A 19081-nucleotide genomic window follows, 5' to 3' on the forward strand; every position below is an offset into this window, starting at 1 on the left:
CACACCGGCCATGACGACCGAGCGAGCGCGAGTCAGCGACTGGCTCGCGACGGTCGCTGATAGCGCCGAGCTGGAGGTCACCCCTGCCCGTCTGAGCGACTCGACCGACTGGGCCGTGCGCGACGGCGCCATTCGGCACCGCAGCGACCGCTTCTTCCGGGTGGTTGGCGTGCGCACCGCGCAGGGTGATCAGCCGCTGCTCGAGCAGCGCGAGATCGGCACGCTGGGCTTTCTGTGCCGGGGAGATGCCCGGCGTGAGGTGCTCGTGCACGCCAAGGTCGAGCCCGGCAATGTCGGCGGCGCGCAACTGGCCCCGACCGTGCAGGCCACCGCGAGCAACGCCGATCGCGTGCACGGCGGAGCCGCACCGCCGTTCAGCCGGGAGTTCGCGTCGGACGCCGTGCGGCTGCGCTCGCGGGTGCTCGGCAGCGAGCAGGGAACGCGCTTTGCCGGCAAGCTCAACGCCAACGTCATCGCCGAAGCCGTCGCAGTGCTCGACCACGGTGCCGCCCACCGCTGGATGCCCGTCGACGAGATTCTCGATCTGCTCGCCCACGACTGGCTCGTCAACACGGATGCTCGCTCGGTGCTCGTGACGGCGAGCTGGCCTGCGCTGCTGGGCCGCGAACCGTTCACGCGGCATCGCGATGCGTGGAGTGCGCGCCTCGCCGCCTCGCTGCGCGCCACCGATGACGTGCACGCGGTCACCGAGTCCCTGCTCGCGGCCCGCCGCGCGGCGGCGGCGCCCCAGTGGATCGCCGTCGACGCGCTCGACGGCTGGCGGCTCGACGACATCGGGATCACTCCGCTCGCGTCCGGGCCGTTCCACGTGCGGCACATCGCCGTGCGGTGCTGGGGTCGCGAAGTCGAGCGCTGGGATCAGCCGATCATCGACAGCGTCGACGACGGGCTCGTCGAAGTGTGGGTCGATGACCGCGGGCCGCATCCCCTGTTCGGGTTGACGCCCGTGACCGAGCCGGGGCTGCTGCACCGTGTCGAGCTGACGGCTACGCGGGTGCGCGCACCGGGCGAGCGGTCACGCGAGGCGCCGACGGCGGGCGAAGTGATCGCCGCCGTGCATCAGTCCGACGAAGGCGGTCGGTTCTTGCACGACCGCTCCCGCTACGCGCTCGTGCGCGTCGATGACCCCAGCTCGGCGCCGGAGGGCACGCTGTGGCTCTCGCTCGCGCAGCTCGTCGTGCTCATGCGCGAGGGCGAGTGGACGACGAACGAAGCCCGCAGCGCCCTGTCGCTGCTGCTGCCGTGGCTGTGAGACGCCGATGACCCTGCGATCCCTCGCGATCCAGTCGATCCATTTCGCGACCCCTCGCGATGGCATCGATCGGGCAGCGGCGAGTGTCGTCGGCGCCGCGAGAGCGGTGCGCCGGTCGCGGCCCGACCTCGCGTCGATCGAGTGGCGCATCGGGGACTGCTCGCCCGAGCCGGTGCTCGACTCGGCGGCCGTCGATGCGCTGGCGGCGTCGCTCGGCGCGGTCGGCGTGCGGCTCGACCACCGCACGTTCGGTGAGAACCTCGGGCCCTCGGGCGGCCACAACCGGCTGTGGGCCGAGGTCGGCCCGGCCGATGCCCTTCTGCTCATGGCTCCTGATCTCGTGCTCGCACCCGAGTCGATCGGCGAGCTCATGGCCGTGCTCGACGAGCCGACGGTCGGGGGAGTCGAGGCCCGCCAAGTACCCTCGCTCGAGCAGCCGCGGCCCGAACCCTACGGCGCGCCCGTGTCGTGGATCACGGGGGCGAGCAGTCTCGTGCGCGGCACCGCCTGGGATTCCGTCGGTGGCTACGACGCCGCCTCGTTCTTCCTGTACCACAACGATGTCGACCTGAGCTGGCGCCTGCGCGACGCCGGCTGGGAGCTGAGGGTGGCTCCGCACGCCGTCGTCTTCAACGACAAGCGGCCCGACGAGAACGGCCGTTTCGTTGAGAGCCCGGCGACCCAGCGAGCCGCGATGCTCGGCTGGTTGACGGTCATGCACGTGTGGGCTCGCACCGAGGCCGTTGAGACGCTGCGATCCGGCATTCCGGCGCTCGAGAACCCTGCGTACACCGAGGCGCTGAGCGAGTTCGACGCGCGGGTGGCCTCGGGGCGCATCCGCACGCCCCGCCGCTCGGCACTCATCGAGCAGGGTCTTCGCGAGGTGCCGTTCGGGGGGCTGTCGTGACGCGCCCCGGCATCGCGGTCCGCATGCGGACGTCGCGAGGGGCGTCGGACGCCGGAGCGGCAGACACGGCGGTCTCGCTCGCCGCGCAGACGCAGCCGGCCGACGACGGGCCCGCCGAATGGATGCTCACCCTGCGCCCCGGCGACGTGCTCATCGCCGACGCCCTCGAGTCGATGCGTGCCGCGGTGCCGCGATTGCGGGTGCCCGCCTGTTGGGTTCCCGTGCTCGGCGTTGAGCGCATCATCGTCGAGTCGCAGGGCAGACCCGTGCCGCGCGTGCTCTCGACCCCGCGCCACCTCCGGGCCGAGGCGCGCGGAACGCGCCGCTTGCTGCGACGTCGCGGAATCGTCGGGCTGATTGCGTCGTCGATACTGCTGCTGTCGCGGGCGGCGAACAATGCGGCATTCTCGGGAAAGCCCGTGCTGATCGTGCCTCTCGTTCCCCGCTGATTCGGTCGCGCTGAACGGCTACCCGAGCAGCAGCCCGATGAGGGTGGGGAACTGCACGAGGATCGCGACGGCGATCGCGACGAGGTTCGCCACCACGATCACCCAGGTGAACGGCCAGACCGCGCCGGCGAGGCGCTGAACGGCGGCATTGCTGGTGAGTACGTCGCCCTTGAGGCACCACACCAGCAGCACCCAGAACATCGGGATGACCATGAGCCAGACGAGCATGCACCACGGGCACAGCGCGCCGATCTGGTAGACGGCCTGGTCGAAGAGCCAGTGCACGAACACGAAGGCGCCCGTGACGCCCGTGAGGAACGCCCACCAGAACCAGCGATCGAAGCGCGCGCCGGCGAGCAGGGCCACGCCCACTGCGATCGGGGCGACGAGTCCGGCCACGCCGAGCAGCGGGTTGGGGAAGCCCAGCAGCGAGGCCTGCCACGACGCCATGACATTGCCGCACGAGATGAGCGGATTGATGTCGCAGTTGAGCGTGTACTCGGGGTCGAGCAGCAGCTTGACGCGCTCGGTGATGAGCGCCATCGCCCCAAGCCACCCCACCGCGCCGGTGATGATGAGGAAGAGGGCCAGCCCGATCGGGCGGCGGTCCTCGGCGGGCGCGGTCGTGTCGGCGGCATGGAGGTCGGTCACCCCTCGATTATCGTCGGCGCGCCGAGCCGGCGCGGGGGTCGAACGTCCCGAGTTCGCGAGTCCGTGCGATAATGAGGAGCAGTCGTCGCCAGCCGCGCTCGCGATGACGAACAAAAGAGCTTTCTGGGCGTTACCAGACCAGTATTGCGGCACCGATTGCCGCGACCGCGGGGAATAGCCAGTTTCCTCAGCCGCACCGTCGTGACAGGGCGCGTGGGGCGGCAGTGCCGCAACCGTGACAGGGTCGGCATCGCCAGCGCCGGCCGGCGCAGCACTCGACACGGGGGCCCGGCCAGCCACAACAGAAGAGTTCGGTGGGGGCACGGCCCATCACCCGAGATTTCCCGTACGGGCGCGGCCCGAGCGGTCGAGGAGTGCACCAGCGATGGTGAGTGACGACAACGAGAAGACGACCAAGAAGCGCACGCGACTGTTCGCGAGCCGCGCGCCGAAGAAGGTCAGCGAGCACGCCGCGCAGAGCGAGCCGGGCTTCGACGGCGGCCCGCTCGCCGAGCCGGTCGACGACGCGTCGGCGACTCCCGCAGCGATCGACACGGCGCCCGATGCGGTGATGGATGCGGCCGAGGCCGCTCCCGCCGACGTCGCTGCCGCCGAGCCTGACGCCGCGCCCGAGCCCGAGGCTGAGACCGGGTCCGAGCCGGAGGCCGCGACTGAGCCTGAGGCCGCGACCGAGACCGCGCCCGCCGCCGCGAAGGCCGCGCCCGTGTTCCCCGAGCTCAAGCCGGAGTCGACCACCTCGCTGCTGTTCTTCGCGCCGCCCGTCGAGGCCGTTGCGCCGCGCGGCGGTGCCGTCGACGGCCGATCGAGCCGCGCGCCCCTCGACCTCGACGACGAGGAGGGCACGGTCACGAGCCGCCGCCGCTCGCGCTCGCGCCGCACCCGCGGCGGGGCCGAGGGCGACACCGGTCGCACCGAGAGCCCGCGCGACGACGAGCCGAGCACGCGCTCGCGCGCCGGAAGGCGACCCGCCGAGCTCATCACCGAGCCCCAGCGCATCAAGGGCTCGACGCGCCTCGAAGCCAAGAAGCAGCGCCGCCGCGACGGCCGCGACGCCGGTCGTCGCCGCCCGGTCGTGACCGAGGCCGAGTTCCTCGCTCGCCGCGAGAGCGTCGACCGCCAGATGATCGTGCGCTCGAAAGACGGGCGCATCCAGATCGGCGTGCTCGAAGACGGTGTGCTCGTTGAGCACTACGTGGCTCGCTCGCAAGAGTCGAGCCTCATCGGCAACGTCTACCTCGGCAAGGTGCAGAACGTGCTGCCGAGCATGGAGGCCGCCTTCGTCGACATCGGGCGCGGCCGCAACGCCGTGCTCTACTCGGGCGAGGTCGACTGGGATTCGGCCGCGCTCGACAGCGACGGCAAGACCCAGCCGCGCCGCATTGAGCTCGCGCTCAAGCCCGGCGACAAGGTGCTCGTGCAGGTCACGAAAGACCCCATCGGCCACAAGGGCGCCCGCCTGACGAGTCAGGTGAGCCTGCCCGGCCGCTACCTCGTCTACGTGCCGAACGGCTCGATGAGCGGCATCAGCCGCAAGCTGCCCGACACCGAGCGCGCCCGCCTCAAGAAGATTCTCAAAGAGGTGCTGCCCGAGAACGTCGGCGTCATCGTGCGCACGGCGGCCGAAGGCGCGACGGAAGAGCAGTTGACGCTCGACGTGCAGCGCCTCACGAGCCAGTGGGCCGAGATCAGCAAGCAGCTCTCGACGACCCCGGCTCCGGCCATGCTGCACAGCGAGCCCGACCTGCTCATCAAGATCATCCGCGACGTCTTCAACGAAGACTTCCGCTCGCTCGTCATCAGCGGGGCGGATGCGCAGCAGACGATCGAGGCCTACCTGCGTGGCGTCGCTCCCGATCTGCTCGACCGCGTGCAGAAGCACGAGGGAGACCGCGACCCCTTCGACGAGTACCGCATCTCGGAGCAGATCGAGAAGGCCCTCGACCGCAAGGTCTGGCTTCCCTCGGGCGGCTCGCTCATCATCGACCGCACCGAGGCCATGACGGTCGTCGACGTCAACACCGGCAAGTTCGTCGGCTCGGGCGGCAACCTCGAAGAGACCGTCACGAAGAACAACCTCGAAGCGGCCGAAGAGCTCGTGCGCCAGCTGCGCCTGCGCGACATCGGCGGCATCATCGTCGTCGACTTCATCGACATGGTGCTCGAGTCGAACCGCGACCTCGTGCTGCGCCGCCTCATGGAGTGCCTGAGCCGCGACCGCACGAAGCACCAGGTCGCCGAGGTCACGAGCCTCGGCCTCGTGCAGATGACCCGCAAGCGCCTCGGCCTCGGCCTGCTCGAGACCTTCAGCGAGTCGTGCGAGGTCTGCGCCGGTCGCGGCCTCATCGTGCACCACGAGCCCGTCGTGCGGCACCGCCAGGGCTCGGACACCGCAGCCAACGGCGGCGGCATCGGCGGCTCGAGCGGTCGCCGACGCGGTGGATCGGGCAACGGTAACGGCGGCAACGGCGGCGGGCAGAACGGCTCGAACCGCGGCGGCTCCGGCCGCTCCGGCACGCCGGCCGCGGCGCACGCCATCACCGACGACGTGAGCCGCGCGGTCGCCGCGATCGCCGCGAAGACCGTGCACCACGACGCGCCCGCGACGGGCGCGATCGAGCTGCCCGTGCTGGCGAGCGGCACCGCGACCGACTCGGCGGCCGAGACGGTCGTCGAGACCGCGACCGCCGCATCCACCGCCCCGGCTGAGGCCGCGACGGTCGAGATCCTCGACATCCCCGTCACGAAGAAGCCGGCACGCGGCCGCGCGCCGATCGACGCGACGACGGCCGACCAGCTGCTCGGCTCGGTGCTCGAGTCGCTGCCCGAGCCCCCGGCCCCCGGCACGCGCAAGCGCGCCTCGCGACGGGTCTCGAGCGGCACCATCACGACCCAGGGCGCGCCCGACGCGTCGTGAGGGCGCTCTGAGGGGCGCTCCCTAGGATGCTGGATGTGACGCAGACCACCGCCGAGCAGCACGCCGGCCACGACCACGGCTCGGCGCCCGTGCGGCGCCGAGCTCGCGGCGTGCACGTCGCGTGGGCCGTCGGGGCGACCGTGGTGCTCGTCGCGCTCGTGGCCGTGCGTGCCGTCACGGCCGAGACCGGACCCTGGGGCATCCCGAACCCGGTGCAAGACCTGCTGACGCTCTCGACGAGCGTCATCATCGAGTCGCTGCCGTTCATCATGCTCGGCATCGTGCTCTCGGTGCTCGTGCAGGTGTGGATCCCCGAGAGCTGGCTGCTGCGCATCCTGCCGCGCAACCCGTGGGGTCGGCGCGCGGTCATCTCGCTCTTCGGCATGTTCCTGCCCGTGTGCGAGTGCGGCAACGTGCCGCTCGCGCGCGGGCTCGTGCGGCGCGGGTTCACGGTGCCCGAGTCGATGACGTTCCTCATCGCCGCCCCCATCCTCAATCCGGTGACCATCATCACGACGCACCAGGCGTTCGGGTTCGACGACGGCATCCTCATCGCGCGACTGCTCGGCGGCTTCGCCATCGCCAACATCCTCGGGTGGCTGTTCAGCAAGCACCCGCAGCCCATGAGCCTGCTGAGCGGGCGGTTCGCCGAAGAGTGCCGCCTCGACGACGGCCACGGGCACGACCGCACCCGGCGCGAGCAGAGTCTCGACCTGTTCGTGCGCGAGTCGAGCATCCTGATGCCGGCGCTCGTCATCGGCTCGCTCATCGCCGGCGCGATCCAGGTCATCGTGCCGCGCGACGTGCTCGTCGCCCTCGGCAGCGACCCCCTCTACAGCGTGCTCGCGATGATGGTGCTCGCGTTCATCATCTCGGTGTGCTCGAACGTCGACGCCTTCTTCATCCTGCCCTTCGCCTCGACCTTCCTGCCCGGCTCGATCGTGACCTTCCTCGTCTTCGGCCCCATCGTCGACATCAAGATGCTCGCGCTCATGCGCACGACCTACTCGACCCGCACGCTCGTGCAGCTGACGACGATCGTCGCGCTGCTGAGCCTCGCCCTCGGACTGGTGGTGAACTACCTTGCCTGATCAGCAGCGCGCCACCCTGTGGCGCCACGTGCAGCGCTGGCGCGGCGTCGTCATCATCGGCGTCATGGGCGCCATCACGCTCTGGCTCGCGGCCGTGGGGCAGCTCGTGCTCTACATCCACCCGCGCTACATCCTGTTCACCGTCATCATGTCGGCGATCGCCGTCGCGGCCGCCGTGCTCGCCCTCGCCTCGCCGCGGCAGCACGACGACGAGGCCGTGGCGCCGCCGAGCCGACGGTCGCGCGCCGTGAGCCTCGCGGCCGCGGGCCTCGCCGTGGCGTTCACGGTCGGCATGGTGCTCATCCCGCCCGCGACGCTCAGCACGGCCACGGCCGAGCAGCGCGAGATCAATGCCACCGCGAGCGACGACGCCGAGACCCTGGCGGCCGCCTCGGTCGCCGACGCCGAGACCGTCGCCGCGTTCACCGTGCGCGAGTGGTCGACGGTGCTGCGCCAGACGAGCGACCTCGCGTTCTTCGACGACAAGCCCGTGACGGCCCTCCTGGGCTTCGTCACCGCTGACGCCGACGACCCCGAGAACACGTTCTACGTCTCGCGCTTCGCCGTCACGTGCTGCGCCGTCGACGCGCAGCCGCTCGGCGTTCCCGTGCACCTGCCGGGCTGGGCCGAGCAGTACCCGCCCGACACGTGGGTGCAGGTCTCGGGCGCGTTCGAGAGCAACCCCTCGCGCACGGGCACGCAGCCGGTCGTGCTCGTGCCCACCGTCGTCGAGGTGGTGGATCAGCCGAGTGAGCCCTACCTCTTCTGACGCCGAGTCGCGGCCCGACGCCGGGCTGCCCGCCGCGCGTCGGGTGGCGGCCGCCTCGCAGCGCCTGCGCGAGCAGCGCGAGCGGCGCCGCTTCTCGCGCACGTTCTGGATGCTCGTCGCGACCCTCTCGGTCGTCTCCGCCGTCTTCCTCGTGCTCGGCAGCCTGCAGGGCCCCAAGCTCAGCTCGGCCATCGTCGACCCCCAGCGGGTCACCGAGCAGCCCGGCCAGCAGCTGCGCCTGTTCGCCAACCAGCCCCTCGGCGAAGTGACGGCCGCACAGGTGTCGGTGAGCCCGGCGGCCGAGGTCTCGGTGAGCGTGCAAGACGACCTGCTCATCGTGCAGTTCGAGCAGCGCCTGCGCTACGGCACCGACTACACAGTCGAGATCGTCGACGTGCCCGCGACGAGCCGCGAGGCCACGGCGACGTTCACCCACCGCTTCACGACCGCGCAGGGCGAGGTGCTGTACCTCGACCGCGGGGAATCGCAGGACGAGGTGCTGCGCGCGCCCCTCGACGGCACGGGTCGCGGCGAGGTCGTGCATGCTGCGCCGGGCATCCAGCACATCGCCCCGATCGAGAACGTGCTCGTGGTCGCGCGCGACGCGCCCGGCGGCACGAGTGTGCTCGAGGCCGTGTCGAGCGACGGCGGCGTGCAGCAGCTGCGCCTGCCGGAGGGGGTGCGCGTCGACAAGCTCATCGTGCCGCCCGTCGGCACGCTGCTCGGCCTCGTGATCTCGAGCGTCGGCACGCCCCCCGAGGGAGCCCCCGAGCAGGATCCGTTGACGCGCGCGCTCGCCGTCATCGATCTGGGCGCCGACGGGCCCACCACGATCGTGCGCGCGCTCGACGGCACAGCCGTGACGGCGCGCGTCGCACAGTTCCTGCCCGACGGCGCCACGATGATCGTGCACACCGTCGAGCAAGAGGTGCTGCGCGTCGAGCTCGTCGGCGAGCCGGTCGCCCTGCCGATCGGGCAGATGCCGACCGCCTACGGCCTCTCGACCGACGCGACGCGCCTCACGGGGGCGGACGCGTTCGGCGGCATCGTGCTCGACCTCGCGACGGGCCGCGAGTCGCGGCTCGACCCCTCGCCCGTCGACGGTGCCTTCGCTTTCGGGGGTCAAGCACTGCTGACCCGCACCGAGCTGCGCGTGCAGAAGGTCGCCGTGCCCGACGATGCTACGGGCGGGGTCACGACGCTGCTCGTCGCCGACGACGGCACGGGCGCGGCGCGCGTGCTGTTCCGCACGATCGACGACCGCGGCAGCATCGGTGACTTCGTGCTCTCGACGAACGACCAGTACGTCGCGGTCGAAGTGACACCCTCGGTGGCGGATGCGGTGCCCGACGCCCGCGTCGTCAACGGCCGCCCCACCTCGGTCACGACGGTCATCGTCGACATCGAGTCGGGCGCCGTCGTGCGCACGCTCGAGGGGTTCTCGCCGATCTGGTGACCAGTGGTGGGCCGAGAGCCCGCGCTTCTCGCGCTGGCTCAGCGCTGACTAGAGCCCGCGCTTCTCGCGCTGGCTCACCCGCAGCCCCGCGGCGGTGAGGCGGGCGACGAGCTCTTTGCCCGTCACGGGCACGGCGCCCTGCGCGATGAGGGCTTCGCGACGCTCGTCGGGGTAGTCGTAGTGGTCGTGATCGAAGCCCCGGTCGGGGATTCCCGCGGCCGCCGCGAAGGCGTGCAGCTCGTCGAGCGAGGTATCGCTCACGAGGTGCCCCCAGAGGCGGCCGTGGGCCGGCCAGATGGGCTCATCGATCAGCACGGCCATGGTCGCGATTGTAGGCTGAGGGCGCCGGGAGCGCGCCGATCGGGCGCGTTTGACCGGGCATCCCGCGGTCGGCTATTCTTGACCGTTGGTGCGCGCTGGGCTATGCCCGCGCCGACACCCCCCAGCACGTCTCGACGCGTCGCCTTCGATGCGCACGAGCAGGATTCTGTCAACAGAGCAAAGGTGAAACGTGGTCTACGCAGTTGTGCGCGCCGGTGGGCGGCAGGAGAAGGTGGAGGTCGGCACGGTTGTCGTTCTCGACCGCATCAAGGCGAGCGAGGATGGCACCATCCAGCTGACCCCGGTTCTGCACGTCGACGGTGACACGGTCACCACCGACGCGAAGAAGCTCGCGAAGATCACCGTGACGGCCGAGGTGCTGGGCGACCTGCGCGGCCCCAAGATCGTCATCCAGAAGTTCAAGAACAAGACCGGGTACAAGAAGCGCCAGGGTTTCCGCGCCGACCTGACCCGCGTCAAGATCACCGGCATCAAGTAAGAAGGGGCGCGAACAATGGCACACAAAAAGGGCGCATCGTCCACCCGCAACGGTCGCGACTCCAACCCCCAGTACCTGGGTGTGAAGCGCTTCGGCGGCCAGGTCGTCAAGGCCGGCGAGATCCTCGTCCGCCAGCGCGGCACCCACTTCCACCCCGGCGCCAACGTCGGCCGTGGCGGTGACGACACCCTCTTCGCGCTCGAGGCGGGTGCGGTGCAGTTCGGCCAGAAGGGCGGCCGCAAGGTCGTCAACGTCGTGAGCGTCTAGCCACGACCACAGATCCACACGCGAGGGGGCGGGCTTCGGCCCGCCCCTTCTGCCGTTCCACAGCAGCACAGCACGACAGCAGTCACGGGCACATCGGCGCCGCGGCAGAGCAGTACGAGGAGGCACCACCATGGCGACGTTCGTCGACCGTGTGACCCTTCACCTGCGCGCGGGAAACGGCGGCCACGGCTGCGTCTCGGTGCGGCGTGAGAAGTTCAAGCCCCTCGCGGGCCCCGATGGCGGCAACGGCGGCGACGGCGGCGACATCGTGCTCGTCGCGGCCGCCATCGAGACCACCCTGCTCGGCTACCACCGCCGGCCGCACCGCTCGAGCGACAACGGCGGCCCCGGCATGGGCGACAACCGCTCGGGCTTCACGGGCACAGACCTCGAACTGCCTGTGCCCATCGGCACGGTCGTGCGCGACGCCGACGGCACCGAGCTCGCCGACCTGACCGAGCCCGGCATGCGCATCGTCGTCGCTCCCGGCGGCCAAGGCGGCCTCGGCAACGCGGCGCTCGCCACCACGAAGCGCAAGGCGCCCGGTTTCGCGCTGCTCGGCACCGAGGGCTGGGAGGGCGACATCGTCCTCGAGCTCAAGACGGTCGCCGACGTCGCGCTCGTCGGCTACCCGAGCGCCGGTAAGTCGAGCCTCATCGCGGCCATCTCCGCGGCCAAGCCCAAGATCGCCGACTACCCCTTCACGACCCTGCACCCCAACCTGGGCGTCGTCGAGTCGGGCGAAAGCCGCTTCACCGTCGCCGATGTTCCCGGCCTCATCGAGGGCGCGAGCGAAGGCAAGGGGCTGGGCCTCGAATTCCTGCGCCACGTCGAGCGCTGCAGCGCGCTGCTGCACGTGCTCGACTGCGCCACGCTCGAGCCGGGCCGCGACCCCATCAGCGACCTCGAGATCATCCTCACCGAGCTCGCCGCGTATCCCGTCCCCGAAGGTCAGACGCCCCTGCTCGAGCGCCCCCAGCTCGTGGCGCTCAACAAGGTCGACGTGCCCGAGGGGCGCGACCTCGCCGAGCTCGTGCGCCCCGAGCTCGAAGCGCGCGGCTACCGCGTCTTCGAGATCAGCGCCGTCAGCCGTGAGGGCCTGCGTCCGCTCACGTTCGCACTCGCCGAGCTCGTCGAGGCCGATCGCACAGCGAAGGCCGCCGAGGCGGTGACGCGCGAGCGCATCGTGCTGCGTCCGCGCGCGGTCAACACCGAAGACTTCCGCATCGTCGTCGAGGGCGGCAGCGACGGCAACCTCTACCGCATCCTCGGCGCCAAGCCCGAGCGCTGGGTGCAGCAGACCGACTTCCGCAACGACGAGGCCGTCGGCTACCTCGCCGACCGGCTTGCCAAGCTGGGCATCGAAGACAAGCTCTTCACGGCCGGTGCCGTTGCCGGCGCCACCGTCGTCATCGGGCCTGGCGACGGCGTCGTCTTCGACTGGGAGCCGACGCTCACGAGCGCGGCCGAGCTCATGACGGCCCCGCGCGGCACCGACCCGCGCCTCGATGCGCTCAACCGGCCGTCGACGAGCCAGCGTCGCCAGAGCTACTACGAGCGCATGGACGCCAAGACCGCGGCTCGAGCCGAGCTCGAGGCCGAGCGCATTGCTGAGCGGGATGCGAGCAGGTGGAACGACGAGGAGGGCGATGACTGAGCAGCAGCGCGCCGCCGTCACGGCGGCGAAGCGCATCGTGGTGAAGGTGGGGTCGTCGTCGATCAGCGGCCCCAACGTCGGGCAGATCGGCCCGCTCGTCGACGCGCTCGCAGCCGCCCACGCCCGCGGTGTGGAGGTCGTGCTCGTGTCGTCGGGGGCCATCGCCACGGGCATCCCGTACCTCAAGCTCGACGCGCGCCCGACCGACCTCGCCACGCAGCAGGCGGCGGCCGCCGTCGGCCAGAACGTGCTCATCTTCCGGTATCAAGAGAGCCTCGACCGCTACGGCATCGTCGCCGGGCAGGTGCTGCTGACCGCGGGCGACCTCGAGAACGCCACGCCCCGCAGCAACGCGCAGCGCGCCATGGAGCGCCTGCTCGGCCTGCGCATCCTCGTCATCGTCAACGAGAACGACACGGTGGCGACGCAGGAGATCCGGTTCGGCGACAACGACCGCCTCGCGGCGCTCGTGAGCGAGCTCGTGCACGCCGACCTGCTCGTGCTGCTGAGCGACGTCGACGCGCTCTACACGCGCCCGCCCCACGAGCCGGGCGCCGAGCGCATCGAACGCGTCGCTCACGACGACGACCTCGCGAGCGTCGAGCTCGGCGACATCGGCGCGGCCGGGGTCGGCACCGGGGGAGCGGGCACCAAGATCGCCGCCGCGAAGCTCGCCGTCGGCCAGGGGATTCCCGTCGTGCTCACGTCGACCGACCGCGTCGCACAGGCCCTCGCGGGCGACGTCGTCGGAACCTGGTTCGAGGCAGCCCCGGTAGACTGAGGGCATGTCGACCCTCGTCACCGACGTGGTGACCACTCCGCCCGCGGCGCTCATCGACGCCGAGTTGACGGCCGCGAAGGAGGCCTCGCGCCTGCTCGCGACCATGACGACGGCGCGCAAGAACGCCGCCCTCGCCGCGATCGCCGACGGACTCGAGGCCGCGTCGACCGAGATCATCGCGGCCAATGCCGACGACCTCGAGCGCGGGCGCGCGACGGGGCTCTCCGACGGCCTGCTCGACCGTTTGCGCCTCGATGAGGCCCGCGTGGGCGCCCTTGCAGCGGCCGTGCGCGACGTCATCGCCCTGCCCGACCCGGTCGGCACCGTCGTGCGCGGGTCGCGGCTGCCCAACGGCATCCAGCTCAGCGAGGTGCGCGTGCCCTTCGGCGTCGTCGGCGCCATCTACGAGGCGCGCCCGAACGTGACCGTCGATATCGCCGCGCTCGCCCTCAAGAGCGGCAACGCCGTGCTGCTTCGCGGAGGCAGCGCCGCTGAGAGCTCGAACCGCGTGCTCGTCGCGACGCTGCAGCAGGCGCTGCGCTCGACGGGACTGCCGCCCGAGGCCGTGCAGACCATCGACGCCCACGGTCGAGCCGGGGCCACGGCGCTCATGCGCGCACGCGGCTTCGTCGACGTGCTCATTCCCCGCGGCAGTGCCGACCTCATCCAGACCGTCGTGCGCGAGTCGACCGTGCCGGTCATCGAGACGGGTGCGGGCGTCGTGCATATCGTGCTCGACGCCACCGCCGACGAGCAGCTCGCCGTCGACATCGTCCACAACGCCAAGGTGCAGCGGCCGAGCGTGTGCAACGCCGTCGAGACGGTGCTCGTGCATCGCGATGCCGCCGCGCGCCTGCTGCCGCCCGTGCTCGAGGCGCTGCGGGCATCCGGGGTCATCGTGCGCGGCGATGAGCGCGCTCGCGCCCTCGACCCCGACCTACCGCTCGCGACCGACGACGACTTCGCGACCGAGCACATGGCCCTCGAGTTGAGCGTCGCGGTCGTCGACGATCTGGATGCCGCGCTCGCCCACATCCGCCGGTTCTCGACCCAGCACACCGAGTCGATCATCACGCGCGATATGGCCAACGCTGAGCGGTTCCTCGCCGAAGTGGATTCGGCCGTCGTCATGGTCAACGCCTCCACGCGCTTCAGCGACGGCGGCGAGTTCGGCTTCGGCGCCGAGGTCGGCATCTCGACCCAGAAGCTGCACGCCCGCGGCCCGATGGGGCTGCCCGAGCTGACGAGCACGAAGTGGATCGTGCGCGGCGCCGGGCAGGTTCGCGGGTGACAGTCGGTAGACTCAACGCGCGGTAGCTTGCCGCGCATCACCGCCCACGACCACGGGAGCCCCGAATGCTGACGACGCTGGCCACTGCGATCCTCGCCTCGGAGGAGGAGCTTGCTCCGCTCATCGCCCCGCCCGAGGTGATCGCCGGTGCCGCCGCGCTCGTCTTCCTCATGCTCGGCCTCGTGACCTTCGCCTACCGCGATGTCGCGAACCGCCACAGCCACAAGACCGCGAACAAGCCGAGCGGGCACGACGCCGGCCACTGAGCCGGGCTGCCGACGCGATACCCATCGCCACCACAACCGCTTCCCCGCCCGCTGCGCCTCGCGCGCGGATCGGCATCATGGGCGGAACCTTCGACCCGATTCACCACGGCCACCTCGTGGCCGCGAGCGAAGTGGCGCACGCCTTCGAGCTCGATGAGGTCGTCTTCGTGCCGACGGGTGAGCCGTACCAGAAGCAGCGGGTCACCGAGAGCGAGCACCGCTACCTCATGACGGTGATCGCGACGGCGGCCAACCCGAGCTTCCGGGTGAGCCGTGTCGACATCGATCGTGACGGGCCCACCTACACGATCGACACGCTGCGCGACATGCGGGCGCAGCATCCTGATGCCGACCTGTTCTTCATCTCGGGCGCCGATGCGATCGCGCAGATCCTCGAGTGGAAAGACGCCGCTGAGCTCTGGCGGCTCGCGCACTTCATCGCCGTCAGCCGCCCCGGCCACGACCTCAGCGTTCGCGGATTACCGGAGGGCGACGTAAGCTTGCTCGAGATTCCCGCGCTGGCCATCTCGTCGACCGACTGCCGCGAGCGCGTCGAGCACGGCTCTCCGGTCTGGTACCTCGTGCCCGACGGCGTCGTGCAGTACATCTCGAAGCACCAGCTCTATCGGAGCCCGACATCATGAGCAATCCCACCGACCCGCCCCTCAGCCGCCGCGCCGCGCGGCAGGCCGAGCTGTCGGCGCAGGATGCTCCGCCGGAGGGTTTCGCGCAGCCCGTGACCCGGCGCGTGCGCGGGGGCACCCCGGTCTCGGTGCCGTCGTCGGCCCCCAGCGATGTGGCGTACCGAACGCAGGTGCGGCCGCGCGTGCCTCACTACGACGCGGCCCCGCCGACCCACACGGTCATCACGCCGGGGGATCACGGCACCGCCGAGTCGCCCGCGCCCTCGAGCGAGCACGGTGCTCCGCTCGCGCCCCCGGTGGCTCCGCCGGTCGCCCCGCCGCCCGCGCAGCAGGTGCGCCGCCGCGACTTCCGGCCACCGACCGAGCAGCCGTTCGCGCCCCCGACCGCCGAGTTCGACACCTCGCTCGAGTACCACACCCAATTGACCCCCCGGCCCGAGCAGCCCGCCGTCCCGGCGCCCGCACCCGCGCCGCACGTCATCGCTCCGATGCCACAGGGCGGCGACCTCGCGCCTTCCGCCGAGGCTCAGGGCATCGCCGCCTCGCCGTCCGCGTTCGAGCAGACCCTCTCCCGCCGCGAGCTGCGCGCCCTGCGCGAGCCCGTCGCCGAGGCTCCCACCCCGCTCGTTGCTCCGCCCGCGCCGGCCGCCGCGCCGTCTGCCGCGCCGGTCGCCGAGCCAGCTCCCGCGCCGCCCGCCGCACTGTCTGCCGAGCCGGCACCGGCGCCGGCGCCGGCCGCGGTCGTGGCCGAGCCCGTGCCGCTCGCTCCGCAGTTCGTGGCACCTCCGCCGGTGCCGCTCGCCGAGCCCGCTCCCGAGCCGTATCCTTCGGCGGGGTCGGCCCCGACGGGGTCGCACTGGTCGGTCGGCATCCACGATGACGACGACCCGTTCGAGAACACCTTCAGCCGCGAGGTCGGGTCGACGGCGAGTCTCACGAACACGAACGCGCTCGTGCTGCCCGAGATGCCGTCGGTGAGCATCGCCGGCCCGGTCGCAGGGACGGGCGAGATCATCATCACCGGCATGATCGATCTGCCCCGCGTCGTGTCGTCGACGGGAGCGGTGCCCCAGGTGCACGAGAGCCCTGACGTCGACGACCTGCTCGAGCCCGGTGAGTTCGAGGTGGCGCACCCCGATTCCGCTCCCGTGAGCGCCCTGCGGGCCGTCAGCAGCCACACCGGTGCAGCGCCGATCATGGCGACCGGCAAGGGCCCCGCGAGCAACACCGTCACGACCGTGCTCGTGGCCTCGACGGTCGTCATGGCCGTCGTCGCGATCGGCCTGTTCGTGCTCGCCGCGGTCAACGGGCTATTCTGAATGCTTTGCCCTCCCGCCTCTCGTCGAAGGAACCCGTGACCGCCACCGAACGCGCCATCGCCCTCACCCAGGTCGCGGCCCGCGCCGCCGACGATAAGCAGGGCGACGACCTGGTCGCTCTCGACGTGTCGGGGCCGCTGCCGCTCACCGACGTGTTCCTGCTCGTCACCGGGCGCAACGAGCGCAACGTGCAGGCCATCGCCGCCGAGATCGAAGACCGCATGATCGAGGCGGGGGCGAAGCCGCTGCGCCGCGAGGGCCGCGCCGAGGGCCGCTGGATCCTGCTCGACTTCGGCGACATCGTCGTGCACGTGTTCCACGAGGAGGAGCGCCTGTTCTACTCGCTCGAGCGCCTCTGGAAGGACTGCCCGACTATTCCGCTGACGCTCGGCGAGCATCCAGTCGACGCATAGCCGACCACGGGCAGACTGGGGGGCATGAAGTGCCCCACCGACGACACCCTGCTCGTGATGAGCGACCGCAACGGCATCGAGATCGACTACTGCCCGCAGTGCCGGGGGGTCTGGCTCGACCGTGGCGAGCTCGACAAGATCATCGATCGCGCCTCGAGCGCACCCGGCCCCGCGCCGGCTCCCGCGCCGCGCGTCGAGCTGCCGCGCGAAGCACCCGCTCGCCCCGCGGGCGGCTACCCGCCGGGCGGCTATGCGCAGCCGGGTTACCCGCAGCGCTGGGGCTCGAACTCGCCCGGTTCGGCGCCCCGCTACGGCGGCGGCTACGGCCACCCGGGCGGGTCGTACAAGCGCCCCAAGAACTGGTTGAGCGAGCTCTTCGACTGAGGCGCGGTGGCGCCGCCGCCGAATTGGTCGGCGGCCTCGGCGTGTACTAGTCTTGTCGAGTTGTCACCGGCCGAGAGGCCGGCAGCCACGGGCCTGTGGCGCAGCTGGTAGCGCACCTGCATGGCATGCAGGGGGTCAGGGGTTCGAGTCCCCTCAGGTCCACGCACGAACGATATCCCGGTCTCGGCCGGGATTCGTCGTATCCGGCGCCTGCTGACCCGAGTGGCGGGGCGGCGCGCCGGGGGATCACGCGCCGGGCGCGTCGATCCGGTTCGAGAGGACCCGCCGTGAGCCGCGATCTGGCCGCATCCCCGTCCGCCTCCGCAACGCGCATGCACGCGATCACCGACGAGACGACCGCCATCGTCGACATGGTCCTCGAGTACGCGCGCCGCCGCATCCTGAGCGACGACACCCCGCTCGACAAGCCGTTCACGCCCGCCGAGCTGCGGCGCCTCGCCGGCCGCACCATCAGCGAGGAGGGAATGGGGGCGCGCCGCGCCCTCGCCCTGTTCGAGAATGTGCTCGCGCCCTCGTGCATCACGACCGAGCACCCGCAGTACCTGTCATTCATCCCCTCGGCGCCCTCCAAGGCGGCCACCGCGTTCGACCTCATCGTCTCGGCGACGGCCGTCTACGGCGGTTCCTGGCTCGAGGGCTCGGGCGCCGTCTACGCCGAGAACGATGTTCTCGCCTGGCTCGCGCACGAGTTCGGGCTGCCCGAGACGGCGGGCGGCGTCTTCGTGCAGGGCGGCACGATCGGCAACCTCTCGGCCCTCGTCGCCGCGCGCGATCACGCCGATCGCCTCCGTCGCGAGGCCGGGCGCCCGCGGCCGGAGCGCTGGGTGGTCATCGCGAGCGCCGAGGCGCACTCGTCGATCGCGAGCGCCGCGAAGGTCATGGACATCGATGTCGTCGCGGTGCCCGTGGGGGAGAGCGGCATGCTGCACGGTGACGCCGTGCGCCCCGCGCTCGTCGAGCACGGCGAGGCCGTCATCGCGGTGGTCGCGACGGGCGGCTCGACGAACTTCGGCATCGTCGACGACATCGCCTCGATCGCCGCGCTCAAGGACGAGCACGACTTCTGGCTGCACATCGACGGCGCCTACGGCCTCGCCGCGGCGCTCAGTGCGCTCGCTCGGCCGCGATTCGCGGGCATCGAGCGCGCCGACTCGCTCATCGTCGACCCGCACAAGTGGCTCTTCACGCCGTTCGACTCGTGCGCCCTGCTCTACCGCGACCCCGAGATCGCGCGACTCGCGCACACGCAGCACGCCGAATACCTGGATGCCCTCACCGAGTCGACCGAATACAACCCCTCCGACTACTCGGTGCAGCTGACCCGGCGCGCCCGCGGGCTGCCCCTGTGGTTCTCGCTCGCGACCTTCGGGGCGCAGGCGTACCGCGATGCGATCGGCGTCTCGATCGAGCTCGCCCATGCCGTGGCCAGCGAGATCGCCGCGCGCGACTACCTCGCGCTCGTGCGTGAGCCGCAGCTCTCGGTCGTCGTCTTCGAGCGTGTCGGCTGGAGCCCGGGCGACTACGCCCACTGGTCGAACCGCCTGCTTGACGACCAGCACGCGTTCGTCGTGCCGAGCTCGCACGCGGGCCGCACGAACGCGCGGTTCGCGATCGTCAACCCGCGCACGACGCTCGACGACCTGATCGGCATTCTCGACTCGATGCAGTGAGCGCGGGGGCGGCCGTA

The 19081-nt window shown here is 71.4% G+C and carries 20 protein-coding genes and 1 tRNA gene; 19 read left to right on the forward strand and 2 right to left on the reverse strand.

Features of this window, described 5'->3' with window-relative positions; genetic code table 11:
- The first annotated feature begins 10 nt into the window (after window positions 1-10).
- The 3 genes from NNL39_RS09870 to NNL39_RS09880 are packed head-to-tail and all read left to right on the forward strand — an operon-like array spanning window position 11 to window position 2629.
- Window positions 11-1273: an NDP-hexose 2,3-dehydratase family protein gene (locus NNL39_RS09870; protein ID WP_255159115.1), complete on the forward strand. Its 1263-nt coding sequence runs from the start codon at window positions 11-13 to the stop codon at window positions 1271-1273.
- A gap of 7 nt (window positions 1274-1280) precedes the next feature.
- The gene (locus NNL39_RS09875) at window positions 1281-2180 is read left to right on the forward strand and encodes a glycosyltransferase family protein (protein ID WP_255159116.1); all 900 of its coding nucleotides are present in this window, start codon (window positions 1281-1283) and stop codon (window positions 2178-2180) included.
- A 23-nt stretch (window positions 2181-2203) separates the two neighbouring features.
- Window positions 2204-2629, forward strand: a complete 426-nt coding sequence (locus NNL39_RS09880) for a hypothetical protein (RefSeq protein WP_255159117.1) — start codon at window positions 2204-2206, stop codon at window positions 2627-2629.
- A gap of 18 nt (window positions 2630-2647) precedes the next feature.
- On the opposite strand, the gene NNL39_RS09885 is transcribed toward NNL39_RS09880, so the two are convergent.
- Window positions 2648-3280 carry a vitamin K epoxide reductase family protein gene (locus NNL39_RS09885; RefSeq protein ID WP_255159118.1) on the reverse strand — a complete coding sequence of 211 codons (633 nt, stop codon included), beginning with the start codon at window positions 3278-3280 and terminating at the stop codon, window positions 2648-2650.
- Between the two features lie 385 nt (window positions 3281-3665).
- On the opposite strand from NNL39_RS09885, the gene NNL39_RS09890 reads away from it, so the two are divergent.
- The 4 genes from NNL39_RS09890 to NNL39_RS09905 are packed head-to-tail and all read left to right on the forward strand — an operon-like array spanning window position 3666 to window position 9531.
- Window positions 3666-6215, forward strand: coding sequence for an Rne/Rng family ribonuclease (locus tag NNL39_RS09890; protein ID WP_255159119.1), 2550 nt, complete (start codon window positions 3666-3668; stop codon window positions 6213-6215).
- Window positions 6216-6250: 35 nt separating this feature from the next.
- Entirely contained in the window at window positions 6251-7306 is a 1056-nt protein-coding gene (locus tag NNL39_RS09895; RefSeq protein ID WP_407665113.1) for a permease, read from the forward strand.
- Window positions 7299-8075: a TIGR03943 family putative permease subunit gene (locus tag NNL39_RS09900; RefSeq protein ID WP_255159120.1), complete on the forward strand. Its 777-nt coding sequence runs from the start codon at window positions 7299-7301 to the stop codon at window positions 8073-8075. Before NNL39_RS09895 ends, NNL39_RS09900 begins: the two co-directional genes overlap by 8 nt.
- Window positions 8056-9531, forward strand: a complete 1476-nt coding sequence (locus NNL39_RS09905) for a hypothetical protein (RefSeq protein ID WP_255159121.1) — start codon at window positions 8056-8058, stop codon at window positions 9529-9531. The genes NNL39_RS09900 and NNL39_RS09905 overlap by 20 nt, the downstream gene beginning before the upstream one ends.
- Before the next feature lie 48 nt (window positions 9532-9579).
- Here the strand turns inward: NNL39_RS09905 and NNL39_RS09910 are convergent, their stop codons facing one another.
- Window positions 9580-9852, reverse strand: coding sequence for a DUF4031 domain-containing protein (locus tag NNL39_RS09910; RefSeq protein ID WP_255159122.1), 273 nt, complete (start codon window positions 9850-9852; stop codon window positions 9580-9582).
- A 190-nt stretch (window positions 9853-10042) separates the two neighbouring features.
- Between NNL39_RS09910 and rplU the strand changes: the two genes are divergently transcribed.
- From rplU to NNL39_RS09970, 12 genes are all read left to right on the forward strand, one after another.
- The gene (gene rplU, locus NNL39_RS09915; protein WP_255159123.1) at window positions 10043-10351 is read left to right on the forward strand and encodes a 50S ribosomal protein L21; all 309 of its coding nucleotides are present in this window, start codon (window positions 10043-10045) and stop codon (window positions 10349-10351) included.
- A gap of 15 nt (window positions 10352-10366) precedes the next feature.
- Entirely contained in the window at window positions 10367-10618 is a 252-nt protein-coding gene (gene rpmA, locus NNL39_RS09920; RefSeq protein ID WP_255159124.1) for a 50S ribosomal protein L27, read from the forward strand.
- 130 nt (window positions 10619-10748) lie between these two features.
- The gene (obgE, locus tag NNL39_RS09925) at window positions 10749-12275 is read left to right on the forward strand and encodes a GTPase ObgE (protein ID WP_255159125.1); all 1527 of its coding nucleotides are present in this window, start codon (window positions 10749-10751) and stop codon (window positions 12273-12275) included.
- A complete protein-coding gene (gene proB / locus NNL39_RS09930; RefSeq protein ID WP_255159126.1) occupies window positions 12268-13056 on the forward strand; it encodes a glutamate 5-kinase in 789 nt (262 codons plus the stop codon). The genes obgE and proB overlap by 8 nt, the downstream gene beginning before the upstream one ends.
- A gap of 4 nt (window positions 13057-13060) precedes the next feature.
- Entirely contained in the window at window positions 13061-14347 is a 1287-nt protein-coding gene (locus NNL39_RS09935) for a glutamate-5-semialdehyde dehydrogenase (RefSeq protein WP_255159127.1), read from the forward strand.
- A 65-nt stretch (window positions 14348-14412) separates the two neighbouring features.
- On the forward strand, window positions 14413-14613 hold the full coding sequence (locus NNL39_RS09940) for a hypothetical protein (RefSeq protein WP_255159128.1): 201 nt from the start codon (window positions 14413-14415) through the stop codon (window positions 14611-14613).
- A gap of 23 nt (window positions 14614-14636) precedes the next feature.
- On the forward strand, window positions 14637-15257 hold the full coding sequence (gene nadD / locus NNL39_RS09945; protein ID WP_255160928.1) for a nicotinate-nucleotide adenylyltransferase: 621 nt from the start codon (window positions 14637-14639) through the stop codon (window positions 15255-15257).
- Window positions 15254-16576, forward strand: a complete 1323-nt coding sequence (locus tag NNL39_RS09950; RefSeq protein ID WP_255159129.1) for a hypothetical protein — start codon at window positions 15254-15256, stop codon at window positions 16574-16576. Before nadD ends, NNL39_RS09950 begins: the two co-directional genes overlap by 4 nt.
- Before the next feature lie 35 nt (window positions 16577-16611).
- Window positions 16612-16989 (forward strand): ribosome silencing factor, encoded by a 378-nt coding sequence (rsfS, locus tag NNL39_RS09955; RefSeq protein ID WP_255159130.1) that lies wholly within the window; start codon window positions 16612-16614, stop codon window positions 16987-16989.
- A gap of 24 nt (window positions 16990-17013) precedes the next feature.
- Window positions 17014-17373: a TFIIB-type zinc ribbon-containing protein gene (locus NNL39_RS09960; protein WP_255159131.1), complete on the forward strand. Its 360-nt coding sequence runs from the start codon at window positions 17014-17016 to the stop codon at window positions 17371-17373.
- Window positions 17374-17462: 89 nt separating this feature from the next.
- Window positions 17463-17535 (forward strand) — tRNA-Ala (locus NNL39_RS09965).
- Window positions 17536-17660: 125 nt separating this feature from the next.
- A complete protein-coding gene (locus tag NNL39_RS09970; RefSeq protein WP_255159132.1) occupies window positions 17661-19064 on the forward strand; it encodes a pyridoxal phosphate-dependent decarboxylase family protein in 1404 nt (467 codons plus the stop codon).
- Window positions 19065-19081: the final 17 nt, after the last annotated feature.

Source organism: Microcella humidisoli, from assembly GCF_024362325.1.
GTDB classification, from domain to species: domain Bacteria; phylum Actinomycetota; class Actinomycetes; order Actinomycetales; family Microbacteriaceae; genus Microcella; species Microcella humidisoli.